Origin of the sequence: Scrofimicrobium canadense (assembly GCF_009696615.1) — a bacterium.
Taxonomy (GTDB): Bacteria; Actinomycetota; Actinomycetes; order Actinomycetales; family Actinomycetaceae; genus Scrofimicrobium; species Scrofimicrobium canadense.
Genome location: NZ_VULO01000006.1, coordinates 84,500 through 101,445, shown reverse-complemented (window position 1 = coordinate 101,445; position 16,946 = coordinate 84,500). Strand labels below are relative to the sequence as shown.

15 protein-coding genes and 3 pseudogenes are annotated in these 16,946 nt (G+C 52.9%); 9 read left to right on the top strand and 9 right to left on the bottom strand.

Annotated elements, in window-relative coordinates; translation table 11 throughout:
- Nucleotides 1-214: 214 nt before the first annotated feature.
- Nucleotides 215-407: pseudogene (locus FYJ24_RS06040) on the bottom strand (IS3-like element ISMysp3 family transposase); the annotation flags it as partial.
- Nucleotides 408-547: 140 nt separating this feature from the next.
- Here FYJ24_RS06040 and FYJ24_RS06035 point away from each other — a divergent pair.
- Nucleotides 548-1,833: pseudogene (locus FYJ24_RS06035) on the top strand (IS256 family transposase).
- Nucleotides 1,834-2,245: 412 nt separating this feature from the next.
- Here the strand turns inward: FYJ24_RS06035 and FYJ24_RS06030 are convergent.
- Nucleotides 2,246-2,629, bottom strand: coding sequence for a hypothetical protein (locus FYJ24_RS06030; RefSeq protein WP_154544576.1), 384 nt, complete (start codon nucleotides 2,627-2,629; stop codon nucleotides 2,246-2,248).
- Nucleotides 2,630-2,776: 147 nt separating this feature from the next.
- Here FYJ24_RS06030 and FYJ24_RS12630 point away from each other — a divergent pair, with 147 nt between their 5' ends.
- The 3 genes from FYJ24_RS12630 (at nucleotide 2,777) to FYJ24_RS06015 (ending at nucleotide 6,792) form a co-directional block, all read left to right on the top strand.
- Complete coding sequence (locus tag FYJ24_RS12630; protein WP_206192544.1) at nucleotides 2,777-3,034, top strand: hypothetical protein; 258 nt, start codon at nucleotides 2,777-2,779, stop codon at nucleotides 3,032-3,034.
- 62 nt (nucleotides 3,035-3,096) lie between these two features.
- Nucleotides 3,097-6,210, top strand: coding sequence for an HAD-IA family hydrolase (locus FYJ24_RS06020; protein WP_154544574.1), 3,114 nt, complete (start codon nucleotides 3,097-3,099; stop codon nucleotides 6,208-6,210).
- 108 nt (nucleotides 6,211-6,318) lie between these two features.
- Nucleotides 6,319-6,792 (top strand): hypothetical protein, encoded by a 474-nt coding sequence (locus tag FYJ24_RS06015; RefSeq protein WP_154544572.1) that lies wholly within the window; start codon nucleotides 6,319-6,321, stop codon nucleotides 6,790-6,792.
- A 168-nt stretch (nucleotides 6,793-6,960) separates the two neighbouring features.
- Here the strand turns inward: FYJ24_RS06015 and FYJ24_RS06010 are convergent, their stop codons facing one another.
- From FYJ24_RS06010 to FYJ24_RS06005, 3 genes and pseudogenes are all read right to left on the bottom strand, one after another.
- A complete protein-coding gene (locus FYJ24_RS06010) occupies nucleotides 6,961-8,121 on the bottom strand; it encodes a DEAD/DEAH box helicase (RefSeq protein ID WP_263970221.1) in 1,161 nt (386 codons plus the stop codon).
- Nucleotides 8,106-9,122, bottom strand: a pseudogene (locus FYJ24_RS13640) (EndoS/ChiA family endoglycosidase). The gene FYJ24_RS06010 and the pseudogene FYJ24_RS13640 overlap by 16 nt, the downstream one beginning before the upstream one ends.
- A gap of 569 nt (nucleotides 9,123-9,691) precedes the next feature.
- Complete coding sequence (locus FYJ24_RS06005) at nucleotides 9,692-10,306, bottom strand: TetR/AcrR family transcriptional regulator (RefSeq protein WP_154544570.1); 615 nt, start codon at nucleotides 10,304-10,306, stop codon at nucleotides 9,692-9,694.
- Between the two features lie 102 nt (nucleotides 10,307-10,408).
- On the opposite strand from FYJ24_RS06005, the gene FYJ24_RS06000 reads away from it, so the two are divergent.
- Nucleotides 10,409-11,965: an MFS transporter gene (locus FYJ24_RS06000; RefSeq protein ID WP_225872035.1), complete on the top strand. Its 1,557-nt coding sequence runs from the start codon at nucleotides 10,409-10,411 to the stop codon at nucleotides 11,963-11,965.
- Nucleotides 11,966-12,074: 109 nt separating this feature from the next.
- Here FYJ24_RS06000 and FYJ24_RS13550 read toward each other — a convergent pair whose 3' ends face one another.
- Nucleotides 12,075-12,251, bottom strand: coding sequence for a WHG domain-containing protein (locus tag FYJ24_RS13550; RefSeq protein ID WP_206192541.1), 177 nt, complete (start codon nucleotides 12,249-12,251; stop codon nucleotides 12,075-12,077).
- Here FYJ24_RS13550 and FYJ24_RS13385 point away from each other — a divergent pair.
- Nucleotides 12,231-12,461 (top strand): SDR family NAD(P)-dependent oxidoreductase, encoded by a 231-nt coding sequence (locus FYJ24_RS13385; protein WP_154544568.1) that lies wholly within the window; start codon nucleotides 12,231-12,233, stop codon nucleotides 12,459-12,461. The genes FYJ24_RS13550 and FYJ24_RS13385 overlap by 21 nt on opposite strands.
- Nucleotides 12,373-12,780: an SDR family NAD(P)-dependent oxidoreductase gene (locus FYJ24_RS05985; protein ID WP_404814701.1), complete on the top strand. Its 408-nt coding sequence runs from the start codon at nucleotides 12,373-12,375 to the stop codon at nucleotides 12,778-12,780. The genes FYJ24_RS13385 and FYJ24_RS05985 overlap by 89 nt, the downstream gene beginning before the upstream one ends.
- A 251-nt stretch (nucleotides 12,781-13,031) precedes the next feature.
- On the opposite strand, the gene FYJ24_RS05980 is transcribed toward FYJ24_RS05985, so the two are convergent.
- The 3 genes from FYJ24_RS05980 to FYJ24_RS05970 all read right to left on the bottom strand — a co-directional run bounded on the left by FYJ24_RS05980 (nucleotide 13,032) and on the right by FYJ24_RS05970 (nucleotide 16,194).
- Entirely contained in the window at nucleotides 13,032-13,499 is a 468-nt protein-coding gene (locus FYJ24_RS05980) for a VOC family protein (protein ID WP_154544564.1), read from the bottom strand.
- 285 nt (nucleotides 13,500-13,784) lie between these two features.
- Nucleotides 13,785-14,276 carry a hypothetical protein gene (locus tag FYJ24_RS05975; RefSeq protein WP_154544562.1) on the bottom strand — a complete coding sequence of 164 codons (492 nt, stop codon included), beginning with the start codon at nucleotides 14,274-14,276 and terminating at the stop codon, nucleotides 13,785-13,787.
- A 649-nt stretch (nucleotides 14,277-14,925) separates the two neighbouring features.
- Nucleotides 14,926-16,194: an ATP-binding protein gene (locus tag FYJ24_RS05970; RefSeq protein ID WP_154544560.1), complete on the bottom strand. Its 1,269-nt coding sequence runs from the start codon at nucleotides 16,192-16,194 to the stop codon at nucleotides 14,926-14,928.
- Between the two features lie 121 nt (nucleotides 16,195-16,315).
- Between FYJ24_RS05970 and FYJ24_RS05965 the strand changes: the two genes are divergently transcribed.
- Together FYJ24_RS05965 and FYJ24_RS05960 are read left to right on the top strand one after the other, a co-directional pair.
- A complete protein-coding gene (locus FYJ24_RS05965; protein ID WP_154544558.1) occupies nucleotides 16,316-16,555 on the top strand; it encodes a type II toxin-antitoxin system VapB family antitoxin in 240 nt (79 codons plus the stop codon).
- Nucleotides 16,552-16,935 (top strand): type II toxin-antitoxin system VapC family toxin, encoded by a 384-nt coding sequence (locus FYJ24_RS05960; protein WP_154544556.1) that lies wholly within the window; start codon nucleotides 16,552-16,554, stop codon nucleotides 16,933-16,935. The genes FYJ24_RS05965 and FYJ24_RS05960 overlap by 4 nt, the downstream gene beginning before the upstream one ends.
- The last annotated feature ends 11 nt before the right edge of the window (nucleotides 16,936-16,946 follow it).

Here is a 16,946-nt window from a genome sequence, read left to right as displayed (position 1 = left end):
AAAACTAATTGCTGACTCGAATCAGGAAGCCAAATTGAACCGCCCCCGGGTTTGGTGCTGCTTGCTTTATTAGGCAGCGGCACGGGTTTGTGCGCTAGTTTAATAGTAGTGGTTCTCGTATTCGATGGGTGGCTTGTTTCTGATGGTGGAGTGGAGTCGTTCCTGGTGTATCAGGTCACCCATTCCAGGGTGAGGGTCTCGACTTCTCTCAGGCCGTGTAGTGGCCCCGCGCGGAAGGGACTGTCAGAGCGGACGGCTTCGTTTTTGAACAGGCCAATTACGCTCTCAGCGGCGGCGTTATCGTGGGCGTCTCCAACACTGCCGATCGAGGCACGAAACCCTTCCAGGTCCAAGGTGTCAGTGAACCGTACGGATGTGTACTGCGCTCCCGCATCCGAATTAGGGACTGTCCTGGGATCTGTGTAACTGGCCTTATCCGCTGATCGTTGGTCGGCGTGGAAGGTGGGCATGGTTTATGTCTGTTGCAACACTGGATGCTGTGGCATCGAAGAAGAAGAAGAAAACGAGCGTGGAGCCGACGCCTGAGATGGTCGCTGCGGCTGAGTTGGTCCGGCAGGCCAAGGCCGCTGGATTGGATTTGACGGGTCCTGATGGGTTGCCCGCGCAGTTCACGAAGACGGTCCTGGAGACCGCGTTGAATGAGGAAATGACAGAGCATCTGGGCCGGGAGAAACACGAGAAGTCAGCCGAAGGAAGAGCATCGAACTCACGGAACGGCACCACACAGAAGACCGTGTTGACTGATAGCGTCGGTGAGGTCCAGATTGAGGTGCCCAGGGATCGGGAAGGGACCTTTGAGCCGGTGATTGTGCGGAAACGCCAACGCCGTCTAAACGACGTGGATGAGGTGGTGTTATCGCTTTACGCCAAGGGACTCACGACTGGGGAGATCAGTGCTCACTTCCAGGATATTTACGGGGCGTCGGTGTCGAAAGAGACGGTCAGCCCGGTCACGGACCGGGTCGTAGAAGAAATGCACGAGTGGGCCAGTCGTCCTCTGGATTCGGTGTACGCCGCTATCTTCATAGACGCCATCGTTGTGAAAGTGCGTGACGGCCAGGTAGCTAACAGGGCCTTCTATGCTGCTATCGGTGTCGCCTTGGATGGTACGAGGGACGTGCTGGGTATCTGGGGTTCCCCTGGGGGCGAAGGCGCGAAATACTGGCTCTCCGTACTCACCGAGATCAAGAACCGAGGCGTTACCGACACCTTCTTCCTGGTCTGCGACGGACTGAAGGGCCTCCCCGACGCGGTCGAGGTTGTTTGGCCCAAAGCTACAGTCCAGACATGTGTTCTTCACCTGATCAGGAATACTTTCCGCTACGCATCCAAGAAGTACTGGGACGAGTTGAAACGGGATGTCCGACCCATCTCTCCCCCGCCAAAGAAGCGGGAGGTACCCCCACGCACCCAGTCTGGAGGCAGCCGAAGCCGCTAGAGACCTGATGTTTGAGAAATGGGGGGACCGGTATCCCGCAACCTGGAAGCTATGGGAGAACGCGTGGGAACAGTTCACCCCGTTCCTTCAGTACGACGCCGAGATCCGTAAAGTTATCTGCTCGACTAATGCTATTGAGAGTCTGAATGCGAGGTTCCGACGCTCTGTCAGGGCCCGGGGACACTTCCTTTACCGAAAGCAGCACTGAAATGCTTGTACCTCACGGTGCGGTCCCTCGACCCAACCGGGAGGGGCCAGGTACGCTGGACAATGCGATGGAAACCCGCATTGAACGCGTTTGCCATTCCCCCGCCAAAGAAGCGGGAGGTACCCCCACTTTCGCAGACCGCTGGCCAGACGCGAAAGACTATTAAATGAAAAACGCCAGTTACACAGATAACGTTATAGTCCCGATGACCTTGAGTTCCTCGGGAATGTCAGGGCCGCTGGGCAGGGGGTGGCCTTCGTGTTTTCTGGCCCAGATAGCCATCAGGAGAGCCTCCTCCGTTTCATCGTTCAAGTAGAAGCAAATGCTGGAGTGCGCGGTGACGACCGCATGGGTGAATTGCGCCCTGGCGTCTTCGGGCGTAACAATCAGAAACCACGGGCTGTAATCAAGTCACCCACGCACGCCGCTGCCCGTCTGCGAGTAATGCCTCCGGTGGCTACAAGCGCGCTGACCGTCATTGATTGCAAGGTTTTGTCTGCACGTGCCTGGGCTTGGAGCAGCCTGGCGAGGGTCCAAAGCAGTACGCGCTGGTAGACGTGGCGCGGGATGCAGCGGCTTCATAGTTGGCCGTTGTATTGACATTCCCATACTTCTGCTCGGTGGGGTGACGTGGAGTGCCAGACCTTCTGCCCACAAAACGACCCACAGCTTGCGCAGACAAGGGGGGCTTGCAGTGTGAGGCTGGTTCGACATGCGCTTGCGGGTCTTCCATCTGCCCATGTCAGGTTCGTAGCACCGTCCCAGCCGAGAGTTGTTGGGAGGTTGAGGCGAGCTTCTTGTGCCTGTAGCCAGGTGATGTTTCCGGCAAGTGCGAGGTTTTCGAGCACAAAGCATGTCTGGTGGTAGCGCATTGCCGCTCGAGGGTTCCATTTGTAGACGGCGAACTGCTGCGTTTCTACGGTTGTGCCGCCGTCGATGATTTTCATTGCCATAGCAGACATGAACGCTCTGGCAGCCCCAGGCAGTCAAGCCATACTTTTTGACGTCGGCCCGAACCTTTTGACGCGCCCCGCTCAAGACGCCCCCGGTGGGTGCAGCGAGCGAAACATGAACGCCTCTGCCGGACGTCCGAGGACCCCGTGGGCTGAATGGCTGACCGGGAAAGCTTGGCGGGGACGCCTCCTGATCCAACCGAAGCCGTGTCTCCGCACCATTTCAAGCGGCAAGCACGAACCCAGGTACGCCGTCGCCTGGTATTAACTGGAGCATCCACTCTTTCTCGTGGATCCGCATGGCACCTGCTGTCAGCAGGAGCCTTCATTTCTGTGATTGTTCCCATGGCGGTGTTCTTATCGCTACAACGATTCTTTGTCCGCGGGCTTTTGGCAGGCTCAGTCAAAGGGTAATCTATCATCGACCGGGTACGTCACATGCAATCGTCGGCACGCAACACAAGTAGGGCTCATACATGACTAGTGAATACGAAGCTGTCCTCTTCGACCTCGATGGAGTTCTGGTACCCACCGCCACCGTCCACCAGCGAGCATGGACAGAGCTTTTCTCTAGATATCTGGAAGAACAGGGAATAGTCGAACCCTATACGGACGAGGATTACTACACTTACATTGATGGTAAACCCCGCTTTCAAGGCGTAGCAGCCCTCTTGGAATCGCGCGGCATAGAGATCCCGTGGGGAGAAGTGACCGATCTTCCTACAGCAAATACCGTTTGTGGCCTTGGAAATCGTAAAAATGTTGTTTTCCTGGAGCTACTGGAACTGGGAATTGACCCCTACCCTGAAGTAGTTGGAGTCTTGTCAGCGCTTGCCTATGAAGGGGTGAAAGTTGCGGTTGTCACCTCGTCCAGAAATGGCCCGCAGGTTCTGCGCCAAACCGGATTAGCTAGAGAGATCCCCGTCGTTGTAGATGGGAATATCACTGCTGAAGAGGGGCTCCCGGGCAAACCGGCACCTGATGCTTTTCTTCTTGCCGCAGCGCGCCTGGGAATAGACCCCGACAAAGCCGTTGTGGTCGAGGATGCAATTTCTGGAGTGAAGGCTGGCAAAGCAGGCGGGTTCGGCCTCACTATCGGAGTTGACCGCGGTGAAGTCGGTGCAGAAGCATTGTACGAGGCGGGCGCCGACCGCGTGGTGACTAACCTTGACCAGATTCTCGACATTATCAGAACAGATCGGGGCGAGGAGGTGGCGGCAGATAAGCCCCCTGCCGATCCGGTTGACCGGAGTAGGTTTCCAGTAGATGAATGGAAACTGATCGAGGTCGAGCAAGGAGAGCGACAAGCTGATCAACTTTCAGCCACACTGTTCAACCAGGGAAATGGATATCTTGGTATTCGAGGAGACGGCGAACCGTTCCGAGAGCTTGAATCATCCACTTTTATTAACGGCTTCCACGAAACCTTCACGATTGTTCACGCCGAAAATGCTTACGGTTTTGCCCACGTGGGGCAAACCATTCAGGGACTACCTGACGGCGTGGGGTATCGGATTGCGGTTGATGGGGTTGATCTTCACAAAGGTGAGCTTCTCGAGGGGCGAACTGAGCTAGACTTTCGCACCGGAGTGACCACTAGCGTGCGCCTATGGCAGACCGAGGCGGACAAACGCATTCGAGTGACTGAACGCAGACTGGTCGCGCTCTTTGACCCACATCAGGCAGCTGTTGAGGTTTCTGTAGTGCCTCTTGATTCTGATGCAGAAGTAGAAACCACATTCATTACCGAGACGCGCCGCTCCCCCGGACAAGACACCACTGGTTTTCAAGACCCACGCTTAGCTGATCGAGTTGAAGACGGCGGGCTGGACCTGCGATATGCACGGCTCTCTATCAGTGGATGGTGCCGCAACTCGCTTCTAGGATTCGCGTGCAGTTGGCGTGACGATGTCGTGGCTCCGTGGGCGCAGGCCAAAGCCACGACACACCGCCTACCCGACGGGCATGTTGAGGCCGTGACATCTGGCCTGGTGGGTAAAAATCAGCAGCTCACAGTAACCAGGTATCTTTCCTACTATGCTCAGTCCGTTCCTCCTCAAGGCGTGGCAGGGGGATTAGCGGTGACGGCGCGTGAAGACAACCGGGGCCTGCGTACCGCCGCCTCGCGCAGTGCCGCGAGGGCTAGGAAACTGGGATTCGATGAGCTCATGCGACGCCAGGTGTGGTGGCTGAAAAGCTATTGGGACAAGGCTGACATCGAAATCCGGGGAGCTGCCCCGGCTGTGCAACAGGCAGTGCGTTGGTCAATGTTCCAGCTGGCACAGGTTTCAGCGCAACTTCAGCCCAATACCAGCATTGCTGCAAAAGGGGTTTCCGGAAGTGGCTATTCGGGGCATACGTTCTGGGATACAGAGATTTTTGTTCAACCGTTCTTTGCCTACACGAACCCAGCATTGGCGCGCAGAATCCTGGACTATCGTCATGCGATGCTGCCTGCTGCCCGCAGGCGAGCAGAAGTAATGGTTGTTGACGGCGCCTTGTATCCGTGGCGAACCATCAATGGGGAAGAAGCATCCGCCTACTATCCAGCAGGCACGGCTCAGTACCACATTGACGCTGACATTGCCTATGCCGTTGCACAGTACGTCATGGTTTCCGGTGACAAGGAGTTCCTGGCCCAGTCGGGAATAGACATTCTGGTTGAAACGGCACGCATGTGGGCATCGTTGGGTTTCATTGGTGCAGACGGATATTTCCATATTCACCAGGTCACCGGCCCAGACGAGTACTCTGCCGTTGTCGATGACAACTTCTATACCAATGCTATGGCGCGGTTCAACATGCTGGAAGCCGCCACAGCTCTGGAGTCCTTACCCCCATCTGTAAGACAAAAAGCAGTCGAACGCTTGAGTATTACTGAAGAAGAAGTGGACAATTGGCGCGCTTGCGGGGGCGCAATGATGTTGCAGTGGAATGACGAATATGAAGTCCACCCGCAAGACGCGATGTTCCTGCAGAGAAAGCCCTGGATCCCCGACGACAATCCAGCCCCGCTACTTCTTAGGTACCATCCCCTGGTTATCTACCGGCATCAGATTTTGAAGCAGGCTGACGTTGTTCTAGCAATGCAATTGCTCTCCGGTGAATTCACGGATGAGGAAAAGCGTGCGAACTTCGACTATTACGACCCCTTGACCACAGGAGACTCCACCCTATCTGCGCCTACTCAATGTGCCATGGTGGCCGCAACTGGTCATATGCAGGTGGCTTTGGATTATTTCCTTCAGTTGCTCTATACCGATCTAGCTGATCGGCATGGAAACGCATCGGTGGGCATTCACGTTGCTTCCACCGGGGGAGTATGGCAGGCACTCATCAACGGATTTGCTGGGTTGCGGGACCTCACCTATGACATTCCGGCATTAGAGCCGCACCTTCCTAGTGGATGGGAGCAGATGACCTTCAGCCTGGTTGTTCATGGGACTTGGCTCCGCTTCATAGTCACACATGATGTAGTAACTATTGAACGAATCGAAGGTGGCGGCGCTGAACTTACAGTATGGGGAGAGAAAGTCGCACTAGACTCCTCACAAAGCCAAGTGGAAGTGAGGGTGCCCCACAAATCTTAGTGTTGACAGTACATGCGATTCTTGCCTGCAAAAACTTCAGCCAATCTTCATAAGACTCTCAGATAGTGAGAGTTAACTGGTCTGGTTAGATCGATAAGGTGAGGAAATATGCGAAAGAACATCACAGCGCTTCTCAGCGGTATTCTTCTTGCAGGCGCAGGCCTGTTGGGAGGGTGCAGTAACACTACTGATACGCCTACCTCTTCAGAAGCAGATGCTTCAGGAATTGTAGGAGATTGGCAGATGGCTGGGTATGAGGACGCCTCACAATCTTTTGATGCCGAGGAATTGGCTAGCTATGGATACGCTTCGGTACTAACGGTCAACTCTGATGGCACGCTCGAACTGGATGGTTTCCCGGGTACTTGGGAAGAAGATAGCGAAGGTGAATATGTATTCACTGTCGATAGTGGGACGTCTGAATCGGAAGAGTCCTCTAGCCAAAGTGATGCGCAAAGTGCTGAAACGTCAACCGATACGGTTTTTACTGTGACTTATGAGAACGAAAAACTCAAGTTAGGTATCGAGGAGGCGAACTGGATATTCGAGCGGGCAACGGCTAGTTCTACTCAATCGCAGTAGAGCACTCTTTGCTCCGATCTGTGTGGGGAGGTTTGATGTGAGGTGCGTTCGGCGCACATCAAACCTCCCCAACGTAGGTTAACTGAGGGTGTTCCAATGGGGGTAGGTCACCGCAAATATGTTCTGCAGGTTCTGCGGGATTCTCACGCTGGTTGTCGGTGCTTGCTTTCAGCCGCGCGACAGCCTGGTGTTGCTAGACGCATTTGCTCTTGCGGAGGAAGACCTATGTGAGTTTGAAATCTGTTTTCCCATACGTGCAGCGCGCTTGCGCTGAGCATTAGTACCTTGAGATTTTCCATTTCCAGATTTGCCGGGTGATAACTGTTGAGGAATTGGTTTTACATACGGTGCTCGCTCGCCAACTAGGTCAGCAACTGCAGTTGATGACGGTATGACACGAACGGGGCGGATGTTGATAGAGGCTTTCCGCAGCAGTATAGCTGTGTCTTTCCGCTGTTCAGGAAGAACTATTGTCACCACGTCACCGGCGTGACCGGCCCTTGCAGTTCTTCCAGAACGGTGCAGATAAGACTTGGATTCGGCTGGCGGATCGACATGGACTACCAGTTCAACCGAATCCACGTGAACGCCGCGGGCAGCCACATCGGTGGCAACAAGGACGCGGATTTTCCCTGAGCCAAATGCTGCAAGGTTCTTGTCCCTTTTGCTTTGTGAGAGATTTCCGTGAAGGTCTACAGCTGGAATGCCCTGTGCTGTGAGCTGCTTAGCTAGTTTCTTTGCTTGGTGTTTTGTTCGAGTGAAAAGAATCCTCTTGCCCCGGCCAGCTGCAAGCTCACGAATTAGGGCCTTCTTGTTGTCAGTGCTAACTTCGAATACATGGTGAGTCATTTCGTCGACGTGTGAAGTCTCATCGTCAACAGAGTGTAAGACGGCATTGGTGAGGAAAGCAGCCACTAACCGATCAACACCGTTATCGAGAGTTGCAGAAAAGAGCATCTTTTGACTTGAGTGAGGAATCTGCTTGAGTAAACGAGTCACGGCAGGGAGGAAACCAAGATCGGCCATATGGTCCGCCTCGCCAATCACTGTTATTTCAATGGAATCTAGAGAAACGAAACCCTGACCTATAAGATCTTCGAGCCGCCCCGGACAGGCCACGACGATATCGACGCCTTTGGTGAGTGTGTTCACTTGGCGTACTTGACTAACTCCCCCGAAAACAGTGACAGTATTGAGTCCTGCCGAATGTGCAAGGGGAATAATGACGTCATTGATTTGGTTGACCAATTCCCTGGTCGGCGCAAGGACCAAGGCTCTAGGGCGTCCAGACTTGCGGTGGGTAGCGGTAGCGCTTAGCCGAGCAACCAATGGCAGAGAGAAAGCAAGTGTCTTTCCGGAACCTCTGCGTCCCGAACTTTTGCTGTGATCTTTGCCTTCACTTCTTGAGAGAGAGTGGGAAGTGCTTCGATAGTGGTGGTGGCTGAAGTTTTTGTCTCAGCAAATTCCTGAGATTTTATCGTTGCGATAACCCGTTTGGCGTATTCAAAAGTGGTTGGACGAATTGAGGAATAATCAGGCTCGTCATAGGTCATTCCGTCCCGATCAATGGCGTATTGGAAGATTCCTCCTTTAGCGCCGCCAGCGGGTTGCCACTGTGCCATGGTTATTGCGTTTGATTCCCAGATCGGACCTATTGTATCTTCCCACCGGTTCCCATCGAGTTCTTCGGGGCTGGTGTATCCCGACAGAAACTGACATGAAGAAATATATTCTGAGTATCCCGTAATGCCTTGGTCGAGGCGGCTAGGGGAAGCCCCATATGACTGGTAGAAGAGATAGTCAATGTAGGGTGCAACGCGCTCGATATAGGAGTTGTTTGCATAACGATTGGTATCGTAGATAAGAAGCTTGCCAGTGCCAGAAAGCGGCCCAAGGTAAACAGAAAGTGCTTTGTGCATTCCTTCGAGGATAATCTGTTGATCGAGGTCGAGATACTGTTCCATGTCTACGTCAAGCCCGGCAATTCCATCTGAAGTGACAAAGGTTTCCAGAATTTGCTGGGCAGCCGCAGCGTAATCGTCTTCTGTGGAAGCTGCTGACAGTCCCTACGTCGGTTTGAAAAACTCGTCAATCCCGATAGTCCTAATGACCTTTGTTCTGCGTTCGTGTAGCGCGGGCACGTAGACATCTCGAACCGTGTTCCAAAACTCGCTTTGGTCAATGTTCTTGCTGGGATCTACGTAGTGGAAGAGCGAAACAATGTCTACTCCATATGGCAAATCTGTCATGGCGATGACATTTGGATCGGGCAAGTCCGAATTGGCATTGTGTGGCATTTTTACATCCCGCCATGTGCGGTAGTAAGCCATGAAAACTGGATCAGGACATTCAGATTTGAGTCCCGGGTTGGCGGCTGTCGCTGAATTGCCCAGCTGCGCCTCCATGTCACTTGAGGTAGCTAGCTCATCAAGAAGTGTAATTTCGTTGCGACCATGGTCTTGATTGGTCACAGTGGATGCGACTTCTTCGGAAAAACTCTCCGATTGGGGGGCTTGCTCTGATACCAGATTGTTTTCACTGTTGGATTGCCCCGTATCAGAGGCAACCGCAGGTCCCGCGTATAAAACAACGGCTGCTAAAGCTGCAGCAGTGAGTGCGGCGCTTAGGCGTTTGGCCTTCTTCGTTGAATCTCCAATCATGCACACCTGAACACGTGTATGAACAAGCGTGTACTTAAACGCTTCAGTAATTAGGTTGTCAGGAATGCTTGCCTCATCTCCATAACTTTTTACCAATACGTGCCGGTGCTATGCTTCAATCCGATATAGCGCTTTGTTGTGCTTAGCAGAAATGTGCGCCTACCTTTAGCGGATTAGTTGAACGTGCTAGGTCAAGTCTCTTTGAGGTTGGGTGCCCCAAGTGACCTGGGTTGGTGGGACTATTCAGAGAGCAGCTTGCACAGCCGTTGTAAATGGGTTTCGATATTCATCTCCCCGTGAATCGCCAGTTCGGCAATGATCCCCATGACGTTGCTGCGTATTATTTGTGAGATCTCCAGCGGAGTAAGGCGACGTGTGACGGTTCCGTTGTCTTGCCATTTCCCAATCAGTTGCTGTAATTCTTCATCGACCCGGCCTATGTGAGAGATGAAATTTTCCTGCAGTTTGCGATCGCGGGGTGCCTCTGCCCATGCCCCAATAGCCAAGCGTGCTGAACGGACAATGGCCGCAGCGCTGCTGTCAAAGTCATCGCACGCCCAAAGGCTCTGCAATCCAGTCTTCAACGCCTCCGACAATGTTGGGGTTTTCTTGGACGTTCCCCAGGTGGAAATGGCAGAGATCAGCGGGTCAAAACGTGAGTGTGAAATTGTCTCAATGAGGGATTCTTTGCCGTTGGGAAAATAGCGATACACAGTGCTAGAAGACATATTTGCTGTCTTGATGATCTGGTCCATCGAGGCATTGTGAAAGCCATCTTCCGCAAAACATTCCTCAGCCGCGGTCAGTATCTTGCGCATTTGGCGATCTCTATGTGCTTGGGTGACCTTCGGCATGTGCCCACCATAGCATAACAAAACGAAACGTTCGTTTTGACTTGACTAATAGCTGGGTATAACCTCTCATATCGAAATACTTATTTTGATTTGGGGGCAGACATGTCACAAACAACTGACATTCGCACTATGCGGCGCAGCGCGCAGAGCACCAACCGATTGGTCTTGACCAGCGCAGTGCTGACGCAACTAATGATCATTCTGGATCTAACCGTCATTGCAGTTGCACTGCCGCAAATGCAGCAGCAGCTAGAGATGGCCTCTAGTCAAAGCCCCTGGATCGTCACCGCCTACGCGCTGGCGTTTGGAGGTTTGGTGCTTTTTGGGGGCACCCTTTCAGCAGCACTGGGTCTACGGCGGGCATATCTGATCGGCCTGGGCGGATTCGCAATTTCTAGCCTGATTGCAGGATTAGCCCCCTCATTTGCGGTCCTCGTTGCTGGGCGGGCAGCCCAGGGTGTATTTGCTGCCTTACTGGCACCTACATTGCTGGCCCTGGTCAACCAGGCATTTGGTGAGGTGGCAGGGCGGAATCGAGCCTTTGCAATCTTGGGTGCAACCGGCGGAACAGGCGCAGCAATCGGTTTGCTACTAGGTGGCGCGCTAACTGAATACATGAACTGGCGTTGGACCCTTTTCATTAATGTCTTCATTGCGTTCTTCGCGGCGCTGGTGAGCCTGCGTAGTATCAGCGCGCACGGTGCTGGTAGTAGTGCAGTAAAAATGAACAGGGATTTTTTGGGACTATTGCTTGGATGCTCAGCTATCTTCAGCCTTGTTTTCGGCTTTGACCGCGCTCAACAGGACTCGTGGACATCAGCTTCTGCATTGACCTGGTTTATTGCCGGGGGTCTTCTCTTAGCGACGTTCCTGCTTAGGGAAAGATACGCTAAAGATCCAGCCATTCCAGGCTGGCTGGTTTTCAGTCGGACCAGGGGCTCGGCGTATCTGACACAATTCTTTGTTGGTACTGGTCAAATGGGTGCATTCATTTACCTCACCTACTATTTCCAGAATCACTTTGAGTATTCGCCAATGAGGGCTGGGGTGACCTTTCTACCTCTAGTTGCAGCCTTGATTGTCACCGCGCTTATTTCGGGTAGAACCCTGGCACCCAAGTATGGGGCCCGGCTGCTATTTCCTGCAGGATTACTAGTGCAGGCAGCTGCATTGCTGATTCTGTCACGCATCACGGTTGATTCCAGCTATGTGGAAGTTGCACTTCCTGGAATAATTGTCTTCGGTATTGGGCTGGGACTGTCGATGCCTATGGTTTTCAATGCGGGAACAGCGAATGTCAATAGTGCATTTAGCGGCAGAGCTTCTGCGTTGGTGCAGGCATCCCAGCAGATAGGTTCATCTTTTGGCGTGGCAATCCTCTCCAGCTATGCCGCCACCAGCATTCGAGATTACGTCGCAGGTAATCGCGAGGGAGCCCAGGCGCAAGTCCTGGAACAACTGGCGGCAGCAGGCAAAGACCCAATGAGTGCGGAGGGGCAAGGAATTGCTGCCAAAGCAATGGAGAGTTTCCAAGATGCAGCACAACTCAATGCTTACAGTGGGGGATTTCTTCTGATGGGAGTGATTATTAGCGTCGCGGCATTGGTGGTGTGTGCCGTGTTGTTTCTGGGGTCGCCAACCCGTTCCAAAGAAGAGTAAACATATCCTCAAGGGAAGAAAAGACAGTATCTTCAGGAAGTAGCGAACTAGCTGCCAAGGATGCGAATCCGTGTATAGCGCCAAATACTGACCGCGTGAGATCGTCGGTTCAGGCCGTGATGATCTGGCCGTTCCTTTGCCCCTGAGAAATCGTCTCTGTCAAGACTGCCATCGCCGCGGAGCTTGCTTTTCGAACCTCTGACGCCTGGGCATCCTGTTTGGCAGCAAATATGAATGTGAATAGTGCGGGGTGAAAAGCGGCAAAATGAACATAGGTTCTTGCCAAAGACCGCAGCTGAGCTTACGTGTCCCGAGGTGGGGAAGTGTCTACATTGGGGAGAAGGAAATGGACCAGAAAAACCGCGTTGCGCTGATCACCGGGGCTAGTAGCGGATTGGGGTTAGAGTTTGTACGCCAGCTTGCAGCCACCGGCCAAAGTCTGGTTCTGGTGGCTAGGGGACATGAGCGCCTCGAAAAAAGCTGCCGAAGTTGTTGAACAGTACATGGTTCGCGTACACGTGATTGTCGCTGATTTGCAGAATCCCAGCAGTGCGCGAAAAATTCACGAAGAGATAGATAGCTGGGGATTTACGGTTGACACTTTGATCAACAACGCGGGGTTCTCATCCTTTGGTGACTTTGCTGATAGTGGCATGGGGTGGGAGATGGGCCAGATCGATGTCAATGTTTGGGCATTGGTCGCATTAACTAAAGGGTTTCTTCCAGAGCTACTGATCGCATTCAATATGTGTTCATGCAGCGTATTTGACGCCAGTGGGTACTTACTCTGGCAGTTAAATGATTCCTCTTTATGAGATAGCAATTTGGTGGCCATCGAAACGGCAAATTACGGTCGGTTTCTACCAAGCGTAGAAAACGGAACGGCCACCTATCCATTCTCCACCTAGGGAGAGGTATTGGTAGGTAACTGTAAAATCGTTTCATAGCCGAAATAAGTCAACTTTTTTGCAAATTTATAATACGGTAATTAAATATCGGCATATTCTTCACTGACGGAAAAGGATACTCTTCGCAAGACCGCCAGCAAAGGGTTGGAACCGCAGGACTATTCCTTAATGCCAGAGATGATCCAGGTAAATCCGTAGCGATCAACTAGTGCCCCTGATACGCCAGTGTCGTCCGGTGGCGGGTTGGTGGTCAGTGGTGCGATGACAGTTCCCTCATTGCTTAGTGCTTTGAAAGTTTCTTCAGCGTCACTCTCAAGTGGAAGAGATGCGTGAAGTGCCACGGTGGACCCCGATGCGAGCGGCGTTAGTGAGTCAGCGCCGCTGATTTTGCCTCCATCGGCAAGCTCTAGCTCGGCATGCATTACTTGGCGATTAATCTCCTCGCCCAGCGGGTTGTCAGGATCGGCTGGAATATCACCATAACGTGAAAGGTGGGTGATCTTGCCGCCGAATATGTTGGCGTACCACGTAAATGCTTCTTCGCAGTTGCCTGAAAAACTAAGGTAAGGAGATATCAATATCGATTCCTTTGTCTGAATATTATTGACAATAATATTTTTCCACATATGGGTATCTATTGGTGGTATTTTGTGATCTATATTCCAGCACTTGAGACGTGCATTTTAAGTGTTGTGGTTATGGTGACATCCAGCGGCCCCAAGATGTATGTCGTTGCAGGATTACTGCCCCAACCTCCGGGCTTTAAGATTGCAAAAGTCGGTGCGATTGCTACGCGGCTGATGGTCCAAATTATTGTGGTTTATTTGGTGTTGTTTAGCATTTCCTCAGCGATGGTATCACGAGGTTACGTTGGGCAGTGGTCACAGTAGCCCTTTTAGAGTGTGCGTTGCCTAACCTGATTTTTCGCCTGGCAATTCCTCGCAGTATTGCCCAAGTATTTCAAGGTCAACTTTTTCGACAATAGGAAGGGCCTCGTGCATGAGTAGCGTTCCTGTTCCCATTAGTGCTACGGCGGACGGTAAGGGCAACTCTGGTATCTCAAGAATGGCTTCGCCTGTAATGGCAAGAGACCTGCGGGAAGTTGCCATTATTCGAAGATTCGGCTTAGCGGTCAACAAAAATGCTGCCAGGTTGGCGATAGAGTCGATGAGATGTTCGCAATTGTAGAAAACTAGCGGTGTGGGACCCACGGGTGCGTTTTGCGCGATCCAAGCTTCGCGAGACTGGACCCGGGAGTCGGCTCCAGTGCCCGAACGTAGATCCAACGCCTCGGCAACCACACTGAGAACTTCGCCTTCCCTTGAGATGAGGGTGAACGCAACAACCACCACATTAGGCTCTGTTGCAACCGCGGCTGTTGCCTGCGCCAGTGGTCTTGCCAATTCCTCCGGGACCGACAATGGTTACCAGTCGACTATGAGAGAGCAGGCGCAGCACTCGACGTTGATCTTCATTTCGGCAGACGATGTTTCCGGCCGCAAACCGCAACCCCCTACGGTGGGGACGGTCGGCTGCCAACAACTCTTCATGCACTGTTACAAGCAAGGGGGCTCGATATGAACCCAGTCTGGCATTAAGGCGTCGGTATCGGTCAAACTGAGTTAGCGCCTGCGCTGGGCCCTCGGCAACACTAAGTGAATGGAAGTAGGCAGCGAGAAGGTCTTTGTCGTGACTGCCACAAGATAGTGGTTCTAAGAGAGCGAGGGCATCAGGTCACTATTCGGACCAGGACCACGATTCCGACCAAGCATCGCGGTCGACCACAGATAACTAAATGTGAACCCAATCGGTATTTAGAGTTTTTGCGGGAGTCGCCGAACGGATCGATCAAGCAGTTGCATATGCCCGTCCCACTGCATGACCTCTTCAGGTACCTAGTGTGAGGGGAGCGGCGAAGCACTTTGTGCGGACTTTTGGTATTACACGTACGCTATCGCGATTACGACAGGGTGCTAGGCGATTCTTCACAGCACTAAGCCACTCATGGGGTCTGCTGTAGGGATGGAGGTTTTGCTGTAACAGACCTTCTAGTCACCACGTCAGAGTTGCTAGTGGGACTACATGAACTCCAGAGGGGAGAGTGTAGGCGGCTTCGGTACCGGTGACAATGGCTAAGAATGCAGGTGCTCCCATTTTTGTTTTATCCACTCTATCGTTCGAGAGTCGCAGTAGGTTTTTCTCGGCCTTCGCAATTTCAGTTGATCCTAGCTTTGCTTCTACCGCTGCCCATGTTCCCGGGTATTCGATGATGAAATCGACTTCAAGCTCAGAACTATCACGGTACCGGCGTAATCGCCCTCCCCGGGTTGCCGCATAGGCTCGTAGATCACGGCAGGCCATTGACTCGAATACGAATCCAAAAAATTGTCGTTGCAAGATTAACCTATCGATACCTATGCCGAGCGTCGCAAGTGCTAAGGCGGGGTCAGCTAAATGGATGGCTTCGGCTACGCGTATTCGAGTGCGAGAACGGACATCAGCACTCCAGGAGGGGAGCGGGTCGTATGCGAATACTCTGTGCAACGCATCGAGGTCTCCGCGGATGGTTGACTCTGAAACGCTGCGTCCGTCGGCAGAGATTTCCCGCGTAATCTTTGCGATATTGATTGCCGTTCCAAGATTGCGTGACAGGGTGTGTAGCAGCCTGCTGATTCGTTCAGGTGTGGCGGCTACGCCAAGCAGCTCTGGTAATTCTACTTCCGCAAGTGACCGGCAATATGCCCGGTTGTAACCTGTGGCAGCCTGCTCACTGGCTCCTAGAAGCCGCGGCCACCCGCCTCGCACCGCAAAATAGGCCAAATCTTTGAAAGTAGCAGGCGAAACAGCACCAATGGATTCCACACCTTCTAGTAATGCGCCCAAAGAAACAGCGCCTGAGGAGTCCCCAGATTCAGATAATGACATTGTGCGCATGCGCAGGCGCTCGAACCTGCCTGCACCGGTATGTCTGGTGGCATCGGTTGCTGGGGTGGCTGACCCTGAGAAGATGAACTGGGCTTCGTGAGGATACTCGTCGATGCTGTGGCGAGCGGTATTCCAAAGAGCCGGAGCAAGCTGCCATTCGTCAATTAGTCGAGGTTTCTCTCCAGCAAGAACTATTGAGGGCTGCTCCTGAGCAAGAATTGCCAGGTCTGGAGACTGGTCGAGGCGAATCGATGACACTGCGTGATGGAGACCTGTAGTTGTTTTCCCGCAGCCGCGCGGTCCCTCCAAGAGGATTGCTCCGGCCCATTCGAAGGCGTTGCGTATTTCAATGTCGGTGCAACGGGAATGGTACACAGAGGAGGTTTGAATGGTCATACTGCCAAGTAAAGTGGATTTGCAGGACTCTTGCAAGTGGATTTGCAGATGTTTTAGAAGTGGATTTGCAGGTATTGGTGTCTCATTTCTACCTTTATTTAGGTAGACTTCTGCCGTAAGTTTGAACATTAAGAATGAGGCGACTCATGCGAAGGTGCGTAAGCTGGCTGAGGTGTGGAAAACGTCGCAGGTTGATGCAGTCGACCGTGCAGTGAGTCTGCAGCTATCAGGAATTGAATACGACGGACGCATGTCGCAGCTAGAGCAAGTGTTGCGCGATGTCAGAACTTACCGCGCAGACGGAATCGACGCGGCTAGTTCGGCCGATTTCCTCTATGACCACGAAGGATTTGCGTCATGATCGTCGATACCTCTGCGGTGATGAGCATTCTACTTGAGGAGCCTGGCTATCAGGACTTGGCGCGGGAGATTGCCGCAGAACAATCGTATATTTCCGCTGCCACTGTAGTTGAGCTCTCGGCGGTTGCGATGCGTCGCCTTCCGCCTTATGGGCACCGCGATTGTACGCGGGTACTCCAAGCACTCAATGTGAAAGTCCTTCCCTTCACTGACGAGCAAGCGAACCTAGCTGCGCGGGCATACCAGGAATACGTCAAAGGCAGTGGCCATCCAGCTGCGCTGAACCTGGGCGACGTGTACTCATATGCTGCAGCAATGGACATGGACCAAAGGTTAGCGTTCGTTGGAGAAGATTTCACGCATACAGACGTACGCTACTAGGCATACGCCGT